Source organism: Methylobacterium sp. WL120 (assembly GCF_008039465.1).
GTDB classification, from domain to species: Bacteria; Pseudomonadota; Alphaproteobacteria; order Rhizobiales; family Beijerinckiaceae; genus Methylobacterium; species Methylobacterium cerastii.
This window is the reverse complement of record NZ_VRUT01000126.1, coordinates 1-13,894: the sequence shown is the minus strand read 5'-3', so window position 1 is coordinate 13,894 and position 13,894 is coordinate 1. Positions and strand designations below refer to the sequence as shown.

At 68.6% G+C, this 13,894-nt stretch carries 14 protein-coding genes and 1 tRNA gene; 7 read left to right on the top strand and 8 right to left on the bottom strand.

Annotated elements, in window-relative coordinates; all coding sequences use genetic code 11:
- The coding region (locus tag FV229_RS19875; RefSeq protein ID WP_348644198.1) for a general stress protein at positions 1–250 on the bottom strand (250 nt) is incomplete at its 3' end.
- 200 nt (positions 251–450) lie between these two features.
- Here FV229_RS19875 and flhA point away from each other — a divergent pair.
- Positions 451–2,598, top strand: coding sequence for a flagellar biosynthesis protein FlhA (flhA, locus tag FV229_RS19870; protein ID WP_147753617.1), 2,148 nt, complete (start codon positions 451–453; stop codon positions 2,596–2,598).
- Here the strand turns inward: flhA and FV229_RS19865 are convergent.
- The 5 genes from FV229_RS19865 to fliI all read right to left on the bottom strand — a co-directional run bounded on the left by FV229_RS19865 (position 2,510) and on the right by fliI (position 6,626).
- The gene (locus FV229_RS19865) at positions 2,510–3,031 is read right to left on the bottom strand and encodes a hypothetical protein (RefSeq protein WP_246688261.1); all 522 of its coding nucleotides are present in this window, start codon (positions 3,029–3,031) and stop codon (positions 2,510–2,512) included. The two genes, flhA and FV229_RS19865, sit on opposite strands and share 89 nt — an antisense overlap.
- The gene (locus FV229_RS19860; protein WP_147753616.1) at positions 3,028–3,591 is read right to left on the bottom strand and encodes a hypothetical protein; all 564 of its coding nucleotides are present in this window, start codon (positions 3,589–3,591) and stop codon (positions 3,028–3,030) included. The genes FV229_RS19865 and FV229_RS19860 overlap by 4 nt, the downstream gene beginning before the upstream one ends.
- 12 nt (positions 3,592–3,603) lie before the next feature.
- On the bottom strand, positions 3,604–4,656 hold the full coding sequence (locus tag FV229_RS19855; RefSeq protein WP_147753615.1) for a lysylphosphatidylglycerol synthase domain-containing protein: 1,053 nt from the start codon (positions 4,654–4,656) through the stop codon (positions 3,604–3,606).
- A 123-nt stretch (positions 4,657–4,779) separates the two neighbouring features.
- Entirely contained in the window at positions 4,780–5,187 is a 408-nt protein-coding gene (gene fliJ, locus FV229_RS19850; protein ID WP_147753614.1) for a flagellar export protein FliJ, read from the bottom strand.
- Positions 5,188–5,270: 83 nt separating this feature from the next.
- Positions 5,271–6,626, bottom strand: a complete 1,356-nt coding sequence (gene fliI, locus FV229_RS19845) for a flagellar protein export ATPase FliI (protein ID WP_147753613.1) — start codon at positions 6,624–6,626, stop codon at positions 5,271–5,273.
- Positions 6,627–7,044: 418 nt separating this feature from the next.
- Here fliI and FV229_RS19840 point away from each other — a divergent pair, with 418 nt between their 5' ends.
- The 6 genes from FV229_RS19840 to FV229_RS19815 all read left to right on the top strand — a co-directional run bounded on the left by FV229_RS19840 (position 7,045) and on the right by FV229_RS19815 (position 12,824).
- Positions 7,045–7,746: a response regulator transcription factor CtrA gene (locus FV229_RS19840; protein WP_147727979.1), complete on the top strand. Its 702-nt coding sequence runs from the start codon at positions 7,045–7,047 to the stop codon at positions 7,744–7,746.
- A 396-nt stretch (positions 7,747–8,142) separates the two neighbouring features.
- A complete protein-coding gene (locus FV229_RS19835; RefSeq protein WP_147753612.1) occupies positions 8,143–9,705 on the top strand; it encodes a 2-isopropylmalate synthase in 1,563 nt (520 codons plus the stop codon).
- Between the two features lie 141 nt (positions 9,706–9,846).
- Positions 9,847–9,922, top strand: a tRNA-Lys gene (locus tag FV229_RS19830).
- A gap of 181 nt (positions 9,923–10,103) precedes the next feature.
- Positions 10,104–10,901, top strand: coding sequence for an ABC transporter ATP-binding protein (locus FV229_RS19825; RefSeq protein ID WP_147753611.1), 798 nt, complete (start codon positions 10,104–10,106; stop codon positions 10,899–10,901).
- Positions 10,901–11,782, top strand: coding sequence for an ABC transporter permease (locus tag FV229_RS19820; RefSeq protein WP_147753610.1), 882 nt, complete (start codon positions 10,901–10,903; stop codon positions 11,780–11,782). The genes FV229_RS19825 and FV229_RS19820 overlap by 1 nt, the downstream gene beginning before the upstream one ends.
- Positions 11,783–11,858: 76 nt before the next feature.
- Complete coding sequence (locus FV229_RS19815) at positions 11,859–12,824, top strand: ABC transporter substrate-binding protein (protein WP_147753609.1); 966 nt, start codon at positions 11,859–11,861, stop codon at positions 12,822–12,824.
- A 25-nt stretch (positions 12,825–12,849) separates the two neighbouring features.
- On the opposite strand, the gene FV229_RS19810 is transcribed toward FV229_RS19815, so the two are convergent.
- Together FV229_RS19810 and FV229_RS28465 are read right to left on the bottom strand one after the other, a co-directional pair.
- Positions 12,850–13,218 (bottom strand): hypothetical protein, encoded by a 369-nt coding sequence (locus FV229_RS19810; protein WP_348644197.1) that lies wholly within the window; start codon positions 13,216–13,218, stop codon positions 12,850–12,852.
- The coding region (locus FV229_RS28465) for a cold shock domain-containing protein (RefSeq protein ID WP_147753608.1) at positions 13,215–13,894 on the bottom strand (680 nt) is incomplete at its 5' end. The genes FV229_RS28465 and FV229_RS19810, both read right to left, overlap by 4 nt.

Sequence of the window (13,894 nt, the reverse complement as noted above, 5' to 3'; positions counted from 1 at the left end):
TCGCGGTGCCGGCGCCGAGCACCGTGCCGAGCGTCGCACCGGTGCCGGCGCCGCCGACGCCCGCGTCGGCGGGGTGCGACGAGCGGGTCGGATCGCCGGTGGTTGTGAGTCGGCCGGCATGCCGGTCCTCGGCGTTATTGGCCACGATGCTGATGTCGCCGTGGGGGATGCCCTCGGCTTCGAGCTTGTCGACCGCGCGGGCCGCCGCGTCGTAATCGTCGAACAGGGCGGTGATGGCTCGCATCGCCATGGTGGTTCCTCCGGTCGTTGAACGTCGGATCGCGCGCCTGCTCGTGCGGTGGGCCCGATCCCGAGCCCGTTCAAGCCGCCGGAGCGGAGCCGGGTTCCAGCTTGGCCGATGGCGTCGTCGGGACGTCGCGTTAACAGGACGCTAACCATCCAACCGGCAAATCTTGCCGGGTCCGCCCGTCGCGGGCGGGGGTTAGGGACATGAGCGAGACGGCGATCGCGCCGGAGCGGACCGGAGGGATGTCGGCGCTCGGCGGCTTCTCGATGCCGAACCGCGCCAGCTTCGACGCGCTCTCCAAGCGCACCGACCTGTTCTTCGCGACCGCGGTGATGGGCATCCTCGCGGTGCTGATCTTCCCGCTGCCGTCGGTGCTGCTCGACCTGCTGCTCGCCGTGTCGATCATCATGTCGGTGCTAATCATGATGACGGGCCTGTTCATCGACAACCCGCTGGAATTCACCGTCTTCCCGACGCTGCTGCTGATGGCGACCATGCTGCGGCTGGCGCTGAACCTCGCCTCGACCCGGCTGATCCTCGGCCACGGCCACGAGGGCACGGCGGCGGCCGGCCACGTCATCGAAGCGTTCGGCAACTTCGTGATGGGGGGCAACTTCGTCATCGGGATCATCGTGTTCGCGATCCTGATCATCGTGAACTTCGTCGTCATCACGAAGGGCTCGGGCCGCATCGCCGAGGTCGCGGCGCGCTTCACCCTCGACGCGATGCCCGGCAAGCAGATGGCGATCGACGCCGACCTTTCGGCCGGCCTGATCGACGAGAAGGTCGCCAAGGCGCGGCGTTCGGCATTGGAAGAGGAATCGTCCTTCTTCGGCGCCATGGACGGCGCCTCGAAGTTCGTGCGCGGCGACGCGATCGCGGCGCTGCTGATCACCTTCATCAACGTGGTCGGCGGCATCATCATCGGCGTCGCGCAGCAGGACATGGCGATCGGCGCGGCGGCCAAGAGCTACACCCTTCTCACCATCGGCGACGGCCTCGCCTCGCAGGTGCCGGCGCTGATCGTCTCGACCGCCGCCGGCATTCTGGTCTCGAAGGCGGGCGTGAAGGGCTCGGCCGACAAGGCGCTCGGCAAGCAGCTCGCCAACTACCCGAAGGCGCTCGGCATGTCCTCGGGCGTCATGGTGCTGATCGCGCTGATGCCCGGCATGCCGATGCTGCCGTTCCTCGCGCTCGCCGGCGCCTCCGGCTACGCCGCCTGGCGCTTCGCCAAGACCGCCCGCGAGGCGCCGCCTCTCGACGAGGCCGGGGTGCCGATGGACCCCGCCGCCGTCGCGGCGGCGGCCGCGGCCAAGGAGGAGACGGTCACCGACCTGCTGAAGCTCGACGACCTCAAGCTCGAGATGGGCTATGCGCTGCTCGCCCTCGTCAGCGGCGAGGGCCAGGACCGCCTGACCGACCAGATCAAGGCGCTGCGCCGCCAGCTGGCGGCCGACCTCGGCTTCGTCATGCCGTCGGTCCGCATCCTCGACAACGTCCAGCTCGACGCCACCGCCTACGTTGTGCGCGTCAAGGAGATCGAGGCCGGGACCGGCCAGATCTTCCCCGGCCAGTTCATGGCGATGGACCCGATGGGCGGCCAGGTCCAGCTGCCCGGCCAGCATATGCTGGAGCCGACCTTCGGCCTGCCCGCGACCTGGATCGACGCGTCCCTGCGCGACCAGGCGCAGCTCAAGGGCTACACCGTCGTCGACGCCGCCACCGTGGTCTCGACGCACCTCACCGAGATCATCAAGGCGCACGTCTCGGAGCTGCTCAACCACGTCGAGGTCTCGAAGCTGCTGCGCGAGCTGTCCAAGGAGCACGCCGAGCTCGTTAAGGAGGTCGTGCCCTCGCAGATCAACACCACTGGCATCCAGCGGGTGCTGCAGTTCCTGCTGGCCGAGCGGGTCTCGATCCGCGACCTCGGCGCCATCGTCGAGGGCATCGCGGAGGTGGCCGGATCGGTAAAGAACCCGCGCGACATCGTCGAGCACGTCCGCGCGCGCCTCGGGCGCCAGATCTGCGCCCAGTACCAGGGGCCGGACGGCATGCTGCCGATCATCACCCTGTCGCCGGCCTGGGAGCAGGCCTTCCTGGATTCGATCGTGGGCGAGCGCGACGAGCGCTACCTCGCGATGCAGCCCTCGAAGCTCACCGAGTTCGTGCAGACGGTGCGCGACCGGTTCGAGACCGCGGCGCGGATGGGCGAGATGCCGGTCCTCGTCACCTCGGTTCAGGCCCGGCCGTTCGTGCGCTCGATCATCGAGCGTTTCCGCCGCGAGACCCCGGTGATGAGCCAGGCGGAGATCCATGCGCGGGCGCGGCTGCGCAACGTCGGCTCGGTGTGAGGTCGGGCGGCGGATAGTCGAACGGCAGGGTGCGAACGCCGCGGTGATAGGGGAAGCGTGCGCGTTGCAGCGGGTCCGGACCCGTGAAGATCAAGCGCACGCGGAAGGCCACCGGGCTCGCGCAGAGAAGGTAATCGCGCAGGTTCGGCTCGTCCGGCAGGAACCACGCCGTCGTGAGATAGCGCGCGTCGTCCCGCACCCATGCGGGGATCGGCAATCCCCAACGGCGGGCGAGATGTTCGCCCATCGCCCCGAGATAGGCGTCCGCGCGCAGAACGCCGACGAGGCCGGGATCGTCGGCGATCATCGCCGTCTGCCGCTCGATCCTGCCGTCAAGCGCGTAGAACGCGTCGAGGAACTCACGGCTGTGGTGATCCCAGTCGCCATCCTCGCGGATGCGGACGGCGACCTCGTGAAGCGTGGCGGGTCTCACGGGGACGCATCCAGGATGGCCGGGAAGCGCAATCGCGCGTCGATGGTCGGGGCTTCGTCGTAGATCGACGCGTAGAGGGTGACCAAGCCTTCGAGGTCGACGATCCCGAGATGGGCGGCCAGCGCGCGGGCGTCGTCCATGTCGCGCGTGCCCCGATCGAGACTGCTCAAGGCTCGGAGCTTCATGGCGAGGAGATAGTGCGGGCGTGCCAGGAGCGTCCTCAGCCCCGGGGGGCCCTCGGACGGATACACACCCGACACCTCGAACAAGGACTCCGGTTCGTCGAGGGGCGTGAACATGCCGACCGCGTTGTTGAGCCAATCGGAATCGAGGTCCATCTCCCTGGCGACCCTGGCGACGGAAGGTGCGAGCACCGCCTCGTCGAAGCCTTCCCGCACCACCGCGTCCACGTCCCAGGTCGATCGGCGCCATTCGAACTGAAGGATCAGCGCGCCGCCACCGTAGATGGCCAACTCGATGAAGACGCCGCGCGCGGCAAGGTCCGATCCAAGCGCCTCAAGGGCCTGGCGCAAGCGTCCGTGGTCGAGCGGTTGCGCCATGGGCCCCTCTTCTCACACCGTCTTGCGCTTGAGGTCTCGCTCGATCTTCGCCGGATCGAGGCCCTGGGCGACGAGCGGCGGGTCCGGGGCGCGAGCCGTCTGCGTCCCGGTCCCGCGAAGCGCGCCGACCAGTCGGTTTCGCTCGTAGAGCAGCACGACGACGACCGAGATCAGGAACGGCAGCCAGAAATAGAACATCCGGAACACGAGCAGCGCTGCGATGATCGCCGGCCTGGCGATGTCGGGCATCGCTACGACGAAGACCAGCTCGAACACGCCGAGGCCACCGGGGGCGTTCGAGACGAGGGCCGCCGAGAACGAGGCGAGGAACACCGCCAGCACCACCAGGAAGCCCGGGTTATGCGCCTCGGGCAACGCGAAATAGATGATCCCGGCCGCGCCGAGCAGCTCCAGCGGGGCGGCGATGATCTGCCGGATCATGATGCGGGGGCGCGGATATTCGAGCTTGAAGGACCGGATCGTCAGCGGCTTGAGCTTGAGCAGCGAGCCGGCGACGTAGAGTGCCACGGCGCCGAGCAGCACCGCGCCGAGCGTCCGGGCTGTGCTCGGATTGGTGAGGATCGTCGGAAGGTAGCCCTGCAGCCGCGTTAGGGTGTCGGGTAGCGCCACCAGCACGAATCCGCCGAGCAGGATCGTGCCGAGGCCGAAGGTGAAGGAGCACAGGGCGACCAGCACCGCGACCTGTGCCGCCGACAGGCCCTTGGCGGTGTAGGCGCGGTAACGCACCACCGCGCCGGAGAAGACCGAGGCGCCGATGTTGTGCGACAGCGCGTAGGTGGTGAACGAGCAGACCGAGACGAAGAACGTCGAAATGTGCGTGACGCCGAGGTGCAACAGCGCGATCCGGTCGTACCAGGCGAGCGCGGCGTAGGCGACGAGGGTGGAGAGCGCGGCCAGGAGGAAGCGGTGCAGCGGGATGGCGGCGAGGCTGCCCTGGATCTCGGACATCGAGATGCCGCGCAGCTCACGGAAGAGCAGGTATCCCGAGACAGCGACCGCGGCGAGGCCGACGATCGGCCAGATGAAATCGCTGATCTTCTTCATGGACACCGGCACCTCGGGGAAACCCCTGATGCGTCAGGACGCGACGCACCGCAAGCACGCCCGGCGGGGCACGCCTGCACGGTCTAGTGTCATCGGATCATGACGGTTTCGTGCTGCCCGGCCTTAGGCGCGGGCGCGCGATAGGCCGATGCCGTCCATCGCCGCCTGCTCGCGGACAGCCTCGGCGGCGCGCTCGGCCGAGCGCTCGCGGTCGTCAAGGATCTCGACCTTCTTCAGGTCCTCGAACGCCTCGCCGAGCTCGGCCTTGGCCTCGGCCAGCTGGCTCTCGAGCGCGATCGCCGACTGGCGCATGTTGTCCCGGCGGACGGCGGCGGCGCGGGCGTAGGTCGGGTAGGCGAAGTGACCGGTGTCGGTGATGCCGGCGCGGGCTTCCTCGTGGACCACCTCGCGGTCGAGCTCCATCGCCATGCGCTGGAAGTCGGCCATCATCATCTCGATCTGAGTCACGCGGCGACGCTTCTCGTCGACCTGGAAGCGGCGTAGCCGGATCAGCGTGTCACGCGATTTCATGGGATACGCTCACTCCACACAACGCACGAGATCCCGGTAGTACCGGACGTGCGACGCGGCCAGGACCCGCCGCACCGTCCGCCTCAGGACCCGCCCACGATCTCCGCGAGCCGTGCGTAACCATCGCCGATGGAGGTTGCTTCTTCCTTACCCTGCCCCAGAAAAGCCTCCAATCGCGGCATGAGCGCGACCGCCTCGTCGACCTCGGGCGAGGCGCCGGCGCGGTAGGCGCCGAGGCGGATCAGCTCCTCCATGTCGGCGTAGGTCGCCAGCAGCTTGCGCGCCCGCCGCACCACCGGCAGGAACGCCGGATCGCACGAGCGCGGCATGGTGCGCGAGACCGAGCGCAGCACGTTCACCGCCGGGTAGCGTCCGCGCTCGGCGATGGACCGCTCCATCACGATGTGCCCGTCGAGGATGCCGCGCACCGCGTCGGCCACCGGCTCGTTGTGGTCGTCGCCCTCCACCAGCACGGTGAACAGGGCCGAGATCGTCCCCTCCCCCACCCCCGGGCCTGCCCGCTCGAGCAGCCGCGGAAGCTCGGAAAACACCGTCGGGGTGTAGCCCTTGGCCGTCGGCGGCTCGCCCGCGGCGAGCCCGATGTCGCGCTGGGCCATGGCGAAGCGCGTGATCGAATCGATCATGCACAGGACCTTGGCGCCCTGGTCTCGGAAGTGTTCGGCGACCGAGAGGGTCACGTAGGCCGCGTTGCGGCGCATCAGGGCCGGCTCGTCCGAGGTCGCGACCACCACGACGGAGCGGGCGAGGCCTGCGGCGCCGAGGTCGTCCTGCAGGAACTCCTGCACCTCGCGACCGCGCTCGCCGACGAGGCCGATCACCGCGACGTCAGCGGCGGTGTAGCGGGCGAGCATCGACAGCAGCACCGACTTGCCGACGCCCGAGCCGGCGAAGATGCCCATGCGCTGGCCAGCGCACATCGTCAGGAAGGTGTTGAGGCAGCGGACGCCGAGGTCGAGCGGTTTTCCCACCCGGCGGCGGGCGTGGGCCGGCGGCGGGTCGGCGCGCAGCGGATAGATCTCAGGTCCGTTGGCGAGCGGGCCGAGACCGTCGACCGGTCGGCCGAGCGCGTCGACCACGCGGCCGAGCCACGCCGGCGACGGACGGATCGCGCCCGCGGCCTCGTCGCGCACGAAGGCCGGGCAGCCGCGGCGCACGCCCTCCAGCGAGCCGAACGGCATGGCCAGCGCCCGGTCGCCCTGGAATCCGATGATCTCGCACGGGATCAAGCCGGCGCTGCCGGCGCCCTCCACGTCCAGCCGCCCACCGAGCCGCATCGCGGCGACCGGCCCTGCGACCTCGACGAGGAGCCCGCGAATCGCGACGACGCGGCCGTAGGTCTCGAGCGGCTCGACCCGCTCCAGCCCAGCGCGAATGCCGGAGAGCGTCCGAGTCGCGGTCCCGCCCTGGTCCTGCGTCATCCGTGATGCCCTAACGGTTCGTTTACCTCCCTCCTTAACACTGCGGTCATCGGGCTTGTAGCGGGGCCGATCGCACGGCCGGTTCGGGTCCCTCGATCCGGCCCGGACATGCGTCGCGGATGTGGCTCGACGGCCACGAACGCGCGCGGCCCGTGACATGTGAAGGACTTGGCAGGCGTTGAAGGTACGGCATCGGCCGCGCGCGGTCGGGGCGGTCGGGACGGACAGCCGAGACCGGACGAAAAAAGGCCGAGGCAGATGCAAACGATCGCTTGCCACGGAGAATCAGGTTTTGTTAACGATTAACGAATAGCGTTTCACGTCAATGACGATGGGGCGTCCGTCCACAGGCCGGTGGCGGACGAATGGCGGCGACGTGTCCGAACGCTGATACGGCCGGCCGGGCTGGGGATCGACGATGCGGGTACTTCTGATCGAGGACGACGGCGCCACGGCGCAGAGCATCGAGTTGATGCTCAAGTCCGAGAACTTCAACACCTACACCACCGATCTCGGTGAGGAAGGGATCGATCTCGGCAAGCTCTACGATTACGACATCATCCTGCTCGACCTGAACCTGCCCGACATGTCGGGCTACGAGGTGCTGCGCAACCTCCGGGTCGCCAAGGTCAAGACGCCGATCCTGATTCTGTCGGGCATGGCCGGCATCGAGGACAAGGTGAAGGGCCTCGGCTTCGGCGCCGACGACTATCTCACCAAGCCGTTCCACAAGGACGAGCTCGTGGCCCGCATCCACGCCATCGTCCGCCGCTCGAAGGGCCACGCCCAGTCGGTGATCACCACCGCCGACCTGATCGTGAACCTCGACCAGAAGACCGTCGAGGTCGCCGGCTCCCGCGTCCACCTCACCGGCAAGGAGTACCAGATGCTGGAACTCCTCTCGCTCCGGAAAGGCACGACGCTCACCAAGGAGATGTTCCTCAATCATCTCTACGGCGGCATGGACGAGCCCGAGCTGAAGATCATCGACGTGTTCATCTGCAAGCTGCGGAAGAAGCTCGCCAACGCCAGCCAGGGCAAGAACTACATCGAGACGGTCTGGGGCCGCGGCTACGTGCTCCGCGAGCCGATGGACGCCGAAGAGCGCATCGCCGTCTGACTCGTCCTCCTGCGGCCATTCCATCCGAGGCATCCGCGGATCGCTCCGCGGGTGCCTTTTTCTTTGCGAGACCCCGTCCCATGGCCGCGCTTGTCTTCGCCGCCGCGGAGGGATATCCACGAATCCTGCGTCGCCGGCCCCGCACATCTCCGTGCGGTCCCGAGGTCGGCGCCGAGGAGAGACGAGCCTTGGCCAGCGCCGGCTCAGCACCCGTCGCCCTCGAGGCCGCGTCCGCGGCGTCGCCGACGCGCGCCCTCCGCACGCTTCTGCTTACCCGCCCCTGAGGGCCGTCCGGGCGCACGCCTGGGCCTTCAGGGGATCGCACGGCCGAATCTTCAGGCTTCGAAGGCAGCCCGGTCCGCATTGCGGAGGGTGCCGCGACAGGGTTGACACGAGATGACCAGCACTTTCGAGACGAAAAAAGACCGCGTCGTGATCTTCGACACGACGTTGCGCGACGGCGAGCAATGCCCGGGCGCGACCATGACGCTGGACGAGAAGCTCGCGGTGGCCGAGTTGCTCGATGCGATGGGCGTCGACGTGATCGAGGCCGGTTTCCCGATCGCCTCCAACGGCGACTTCGAGGCCGTGTCCGAGATCGCACGGCGCGCCCAGCGAGCCACCATCGCCGGGCTCGCCCGCGCCATCCCCGCCGACATCGCGCGGGCCGGCGAAGCGGTTCGGCACGCGCGCCAAGGCCGCATCCACACCTTCGTCTCGACCTCGCCGATCCATCTTGCGCACCAGATGCGCAAGACCGAGGACGAGGTGGTCGAGATCATCCTCAAGACGGTGGCGCAGGCGCGCGACCTCGTCTCCGACGTCGAGTGGTCGGCGATGGACGCGACCCGCACCCCGATCGACTATCTGTGCCGCTGCGTCGAGGCGGCGATCAAGGCCGGCGCGACGACGATCAACCTGCCCGACACGGTCGGCTACGCCACGCCGGGCGAGTACCGGGCGATGTTCGAGGCGGTGCGCGAGCGCGTGCCGAATGCCGACAAGGCGATCTTCTCGGTCCATTGCCACAACGACCTCGGCCTCGCGATCGCCAACACCCTGGCCGGCATCGAGGGCGGCGCGCGGCAGGTGGAGTGCACGATCAACGGCATCGGCGAGCGCGCGGGGAACGCGGCGCTCGAGGAGGTCGTCATGGCGATCCGCACCCGCTCCGACGTACTGCCCTACGAGACCGGCATCGAGTCGACGATGCTGACGCGCGCCTCCAAGCTCGTGAGCCACGCCACCAACTTCCCGGTGCAGTTCAACAAGGCGATCGTCGGCCGCAACGCCTTCGCGCACGAGAGCGGCATCCACCAGGACGGCATGCTGAAGCACGCCGAGACCTACGAGATCATGACCCCGGCCTCCGTCGGCGTCACGAAGACCAATTTGGTGATGGGCAAGCATTCCGGCCGGGCCGCCTTCCGGTCCAAGCTCGAAGAGCTCGGCCTGAAGTTGTCCGACAACCAGCTGCAGGACGTGTTCGAGCGGTTCAAGGCCTTGGCCGACCGCAAGAAGCACGTCTACGACGAGGACATCGAGGCGCTGGTCGACGAGAACCTCGCCACCGCGCACGACCGCATCCGCCTGGTGTCGCTCTCGGTCATCGCCGGCACACGCGGGCCGCAGCGGGCGACGATGAAGGTCGCCCTGGACGGCAAGACGCTCACCCAGGAGGCCGACGGCAACGGGCCGGTAGACGCGGTGTTCAACGCGATCCAGGCGCTCGTGCCGCACGAGGCGCAGCTCGAGCTGTACCAGGTCCACGCGGTCACCGCCGGCACCGACGCGCAGGCCGAGGTCTCGGTCCGCCTGAAGGCGGGCGAGCGCTCGATCACCGCGCGCGGCGCCGACCCGGACACTCTGGTCGCATCGGCCAAGGCCTACCTCTCGGCGCTGAACAAGCTGGCAGCCTCCGCCGTGCGCATCCATGCGCAGCACGCGGCGGCGGAGTAGTCCGAAAACCGACCGAGCCGGGGGAAAATCCCCGCCCGCGGGCAAAAACCTCACTCGCGGGGTGGACAGCCCCCGGCCCGGTTGGTATCAGCCCGCATCGCAGCGGGACTTGGTGGACCGCGGCGGGTCGCTCAGGCGATCGGGCGCATAGCTCAGTTGGTAGAGCAGCTGACTCTTAATCAGCGGGTCCTAGGTTCGAACCCTAGTGCGCCCACCAAAGAATTTCGGACTTATACGATCTTGGGTAGGACGCGGCGACGCGTCTTGCCCTTGTTCGTTTCGGGGTTCCCTCCGGGCGCGAGCGCCGATGTGAAGCCACCCGAACAGCCTCGAATCTGCATTTTGCATTCCGATTGGCCCAGGCCTTGCTCGGCTCCGCCCCAGCGGTGGAGTCGTCGATGGATGCGCTTGCGAACGGTCGGGACGTGCAGCTCGCCCTGCGGGGCATCCGGAAGGCGTTCCCATCTCGGGGCGGCGCGGTGCCGGTGCTCGACGGGCTGAACTTCGACATCTACGAGCGCGACTTCGTCAGCATCATCGGGCCGTCCGGCTGCGGCAAGACCACGGTCTTCAACGTCATCGCCGGCCTGCTCGAACCCGACGAGGGCACGATGCGCTTCCGTGGCGAGATCGTGCCCGGGCTCTCGGGGCGCGTCGGCTACATGATGCAGAAGGACCTGCTGTTCCCCTGGCGCACCGTTCTGCAGAACGTCATGCTCGGCTTGGAGATGAAGGGCGTCGACGCCCGGGCCGCGACCGAGACGGCGCGGGACTACCTCGCCCGCTTCGGGCTCTCCGGCTTCGAGAACGCCTACCCGAAGACTCTGTCCGGCGGCATGCGGCAGCGCGCGGCGCTGATCCGGACGCTGATCATGGACCCGGACATCCTGCTCCTCGACGAACCGTTCTCGGCCCTGGACTACCAGACCCGGCTCTACCTCGAAGCCGTGCTGCTCGACGCCGTCGAGACGTTCCACAAGACCGTCGTGCTGGTGACCCACGACATCGACGAGGCCGTGGCCCTCTCCAAGCGCGTGGTGGTGCTCGGCAACCGGCCGACCCGGGTGAAGGCGGTGTACGATATCGCGCTCAACGATCGGTCGCCGATCGGCGCCCGCAGCGATCCGCGCTTCTCGGAATACTTCAACACCCTGTGCGGCGAACTCGACATCCAGACCCGAGCGAGGGCGGCCTGATGGCGATCCAAAGCCTTTCGCAAGACCAGGCGCCGACGGCGCAGAGCCCGGCGACACCGGCCGCGACCCGCCGCAGACCGGGTGCCCTGGCGCGCGCGATCGACACCACCCTCGGGCGCGGCCTGATCCAGATTCTGGCCGTGGCGGTTTTCTTTGCGAGCTGGGAGATCGCGGTGGACGCCGGATGGCTCACTGAATTCCTGGTCGGGGCCCCCTCGGGCATCTGGCGGGTGTTCGTGAAGAGCGTGCTGGACGGCAGCCTCGTCCACGACACCTGGCTCACGGTGGTGGAAGCCATCCTCGGCTTCGTCATCGGAACCGTCCTCGGCTCCGCAGCGGGCCTCGGGCTCTGGTATTCGGTGCTGGTCGCGCGGATCGTCGAGCCGTTCATCGTGGCGATCAACTCGGTGCCGAAGATCGCGCTGGCGCCGATCGTGATCCTCTGGTTCGGCACCGGCTTCATCTCGAAGGTCGCGCTCGCGGTCTCGCTCACCGCCCTGGTGGCGCTGATCGCGGCGTATCAGGCCGCCCGGGACGCGGACCCCGACCTGCAGGCGCTGCTGGCTTCGATGGGGGCCTCGAAAAACCGGATCTTCCGCTCGGTGATCGTGCCCTCGACGCTGCCGGCGATGATCGGGATGTTCCGGATCAACATCGGCTTCGCCCTCGTCGGCGCCGTCGTCGGCGAGTTCATCTCGTCCCAGGCGGGGCTCGGCCACCTGATCTACAACGCCTCGTCGCTCTACGACCTCAACGCCGTCTGGGTCGGGCTGTTCGTGCTGATGTTCGTCGGCTTCCTGCTCTACCACGTCATCGATTTCGCCGAACGCCGCATCCTGCCGTGGCGGCAGGTGGACACCGCCGGCAGCGTTCAGGTCTGAGCTCCAGGCCGCCGCGTCGCGCGCGACTGCCGTTTCCCCCTTCCCTGCCCTTTCCTTTGCAGAACGAGTGGCCCCGATGATCCAGCGCCGTCCCCTCCTCGCGACCGTCGCCGCGGCTTGGCTGCTGGGAGCCGCGCCGGCCTCGGCGGCGGCGTTGAAGGCGACGGTGAGCCAGGCCTTCCAATCGATGCTCTACCTGCCGCTCTACGTGGCCCTCGACGAGGGGTTGTTCGAGAAGGCCGGCATCGAGGTCACCAAGGAGACCGCCGGCGCCCCGAGCGTCGCGCTGTCGGCGGTGATCTCCAAGAGCGCGCAGTTCTCGATCCACGGTCCGGAATGGACCGCGGTGGCGGCCTCGAAAGGTGCCCCCGTCGGCGTCGTCGCCAACGTCGTCAACGGTGCGGCCGTCTGGATCGCGACGACGCCGGATTTCGCGTTCAAGGACGTGAAGGACCTCAAGGGCCAGACCATCGTCACCGGATTGATGCCGACGACCAGCACCTCGCTGTTCCTAAAGCTCCTCAAGGAGAACGGGTTGTCGAAGGACGACGTGACGCTGACGCAGGTACAGCTCGGCACCGAGCCCGGACCGTTCCTGGCCGGCCAGGCCAAAGTCGCCGTTTTGTACGAGCCCGGCCTCGACCAGGTCGCGGCGAAGGGCATGAAGGTCGTCCTCGGCTTCCCCGAGAAGTACGGGCCCTACGCCTTCTCAGCGGTGAGCGCGCGCAAGGACGTGGATCCCGTGGTGGCGCAGGCCTTCGTCAACGGCATGCAGGCGGCGATCCGGTTGATGCAATCCGAGCCGGCCAAGGCGGTCGCGGTCGCGAAGAAGGAGTTCCCGAACCTCGACCCGACCGTCGTCGAGGCCGCGGTGAAGCGCATGATGGGCGACAAGGTCTATCCCGAGAGCGTCGACATCACGCCGGATGCCCTGAAGATCGCCCTCGACACCCAGATCGCCCTCGGCAACCTCGCGGCCCAGCCGGACTACGCGAGCTTCGTGCGGCGCGACTTCATCATCAAGGCGATGGCGGGGCCGTAATCCCGGTTGTGCGCGCCGACATCTCTCAGCGCGAGGCGGCCGGGCTCGATGCGCGGAGCGACTTCGCGGCCAGCGACGCGCTCGGCGGGAGGTCGTTGGCGCTGGGCGTCCCCGCACGCGCTCCCGGGACAGCACCCGACGTCTTCGCATCCCGCCCGCGCTCGAAACCGTAGCCGAGGTTCACGCCGGCATAAGCGCCGGTGAAATCCTCGGCCTGCGCGGATGTCGCGAGCCCGAGAACCAGGACGAGCGAAAGGGTGCGACGCATGCGAGCTTGCCCGGTTGTCGATCCGAAACGCGAAACGGCGGCCCTGGAAGGGACCGCCGTCTGCAATCTCACCGGGAACGCGGCGGAAGCGAGATCGCCGCGTTCGTCCGATTCGGCGACGATCAATCGTCGACGTTGATGCTCTGGGCCTCGCGGCCCTTCTGGCCGTCGACCACTGCGAGCGTCACGGTCTGACCCTCGGCCAGCGACTCGAGGCCGGCGCGCGACAGGGCGGAGCGATGGACGAACACGTCCTTGCCGCCGTCGTTCACCGACACGAAGCCGAAGCCCTTGGCCGGGTCGTACCACTTCACGGTGCCCTGCATCTCGGTCGAGGGACCGGAGGCGACGCGGCCACCACCGCCACCGCCACCGGCGCCGTAGCCACCACCCGCTCCGCCGTAGCCGCCACCGGCGCCGCCGTAACCACCGCCGCCGGCACCGTAGCCGCCGCCGGGGGCGCCGAAGCCGCCCGTCCGCGGGGGACGCGCATCGCGCATCTCGCGCCGGGGCGGAGCCGCCTCGGCCGTCGAGGTGTCGACGCTCGTCACGTTGGTGACCTGCGGGCCCTTCTGGCCCTGCGCAGTCTGGACGGTGAGCCGGGTGCCCGGCTGCAGGTCGTCATGGCCGGCCGCCTCGACGGCGCGGATGTGGAGGAAGGCGTCGCCCGAGCCGTCGCCGAGTTCGACGAAGCCGAAGCCCTTCTCCTTGTTGAACCACTTGACCGTGGCGTCGCGCTCCGGGCCCGTGGGGGCGGCCGCAGCCCGGGGAGCGCCGCCGCCGAAGCCGCCGCCGCCACCAC

Excerpts from the sequence above, each read along its gene's own strand:
- FV229_RS19820 (WP_147753610.1), top strand. The coding sequence starts at position 10,901 with ATGGCGATCCAAAGCCTTTCGCAAGACCAGGCGCCGACGGCGCAGAGC.
- FV229_RS19825 (WP_147753611.1), top strand. The coding sequence starts at position 10,104 with ATGGATGCGCTTGCGAACGGTCGGGACGTGCAGCTCGCCCTGCGGGGC.
- fliJ (WP_147753614.1), bottom strand. The coding sequence starts at position 5,187 with ATGAAATCGCGTGACACGCTGATCCGGCTACGCCGCTTCCAGGTCGAC.
- fliI (WP_147753613.1), bottom strand. The coding sequence starts at position 6,626 with ATGACGCAGGACCAGGGCGGGACCGCGACTCGGACGCTCTCCGGCATT.
- FV229_RS19835 (WP_147753612.1), top strand. The coding sequence starts at position 8,143 with ATGACCAGCACTTTCGAGACGAAAAAAGACCGCGTCGTGATCTTCGAC.
- FV229_RS19815 (WP_147753609.1), top strand. The coding sequence starts at position 11,859 with ATGATCCAGCGCCGTCCCCTCCTCGCGACCGTCGCCGCGGCTTGGCTG.
- FV229_RS19840 (WP_147727979.1), top strand. The coding sequence starts at position 7,045 with ATGCGGGTACTTCTGATCGAGGACGACGGCGCCACGGCGCAGAGCATC.
- FV229_RS19855 (WP_147753615.1), bottom strand. The coding sequence starts at position 4,656 with ATGAAGAAGATCAGCGATTTCATCTGGCCGATCGTCGGCCTCGCCGCG.
- flhA (WP_147753617.1), top strand. The coding sequence starts at position 451 with ATGAGCGAGACGGCGATCGCGCCGGAGCGGACCGGAGGGATGTCGGCG.
- FV229_RS19860 (WP_147753616.1), bottom strand. The coding sequence starts at position 3,591 with ATGGCGCAACCGCTCGACCACGGACGCTTGCGCCAGGCCCTTGAGGCG.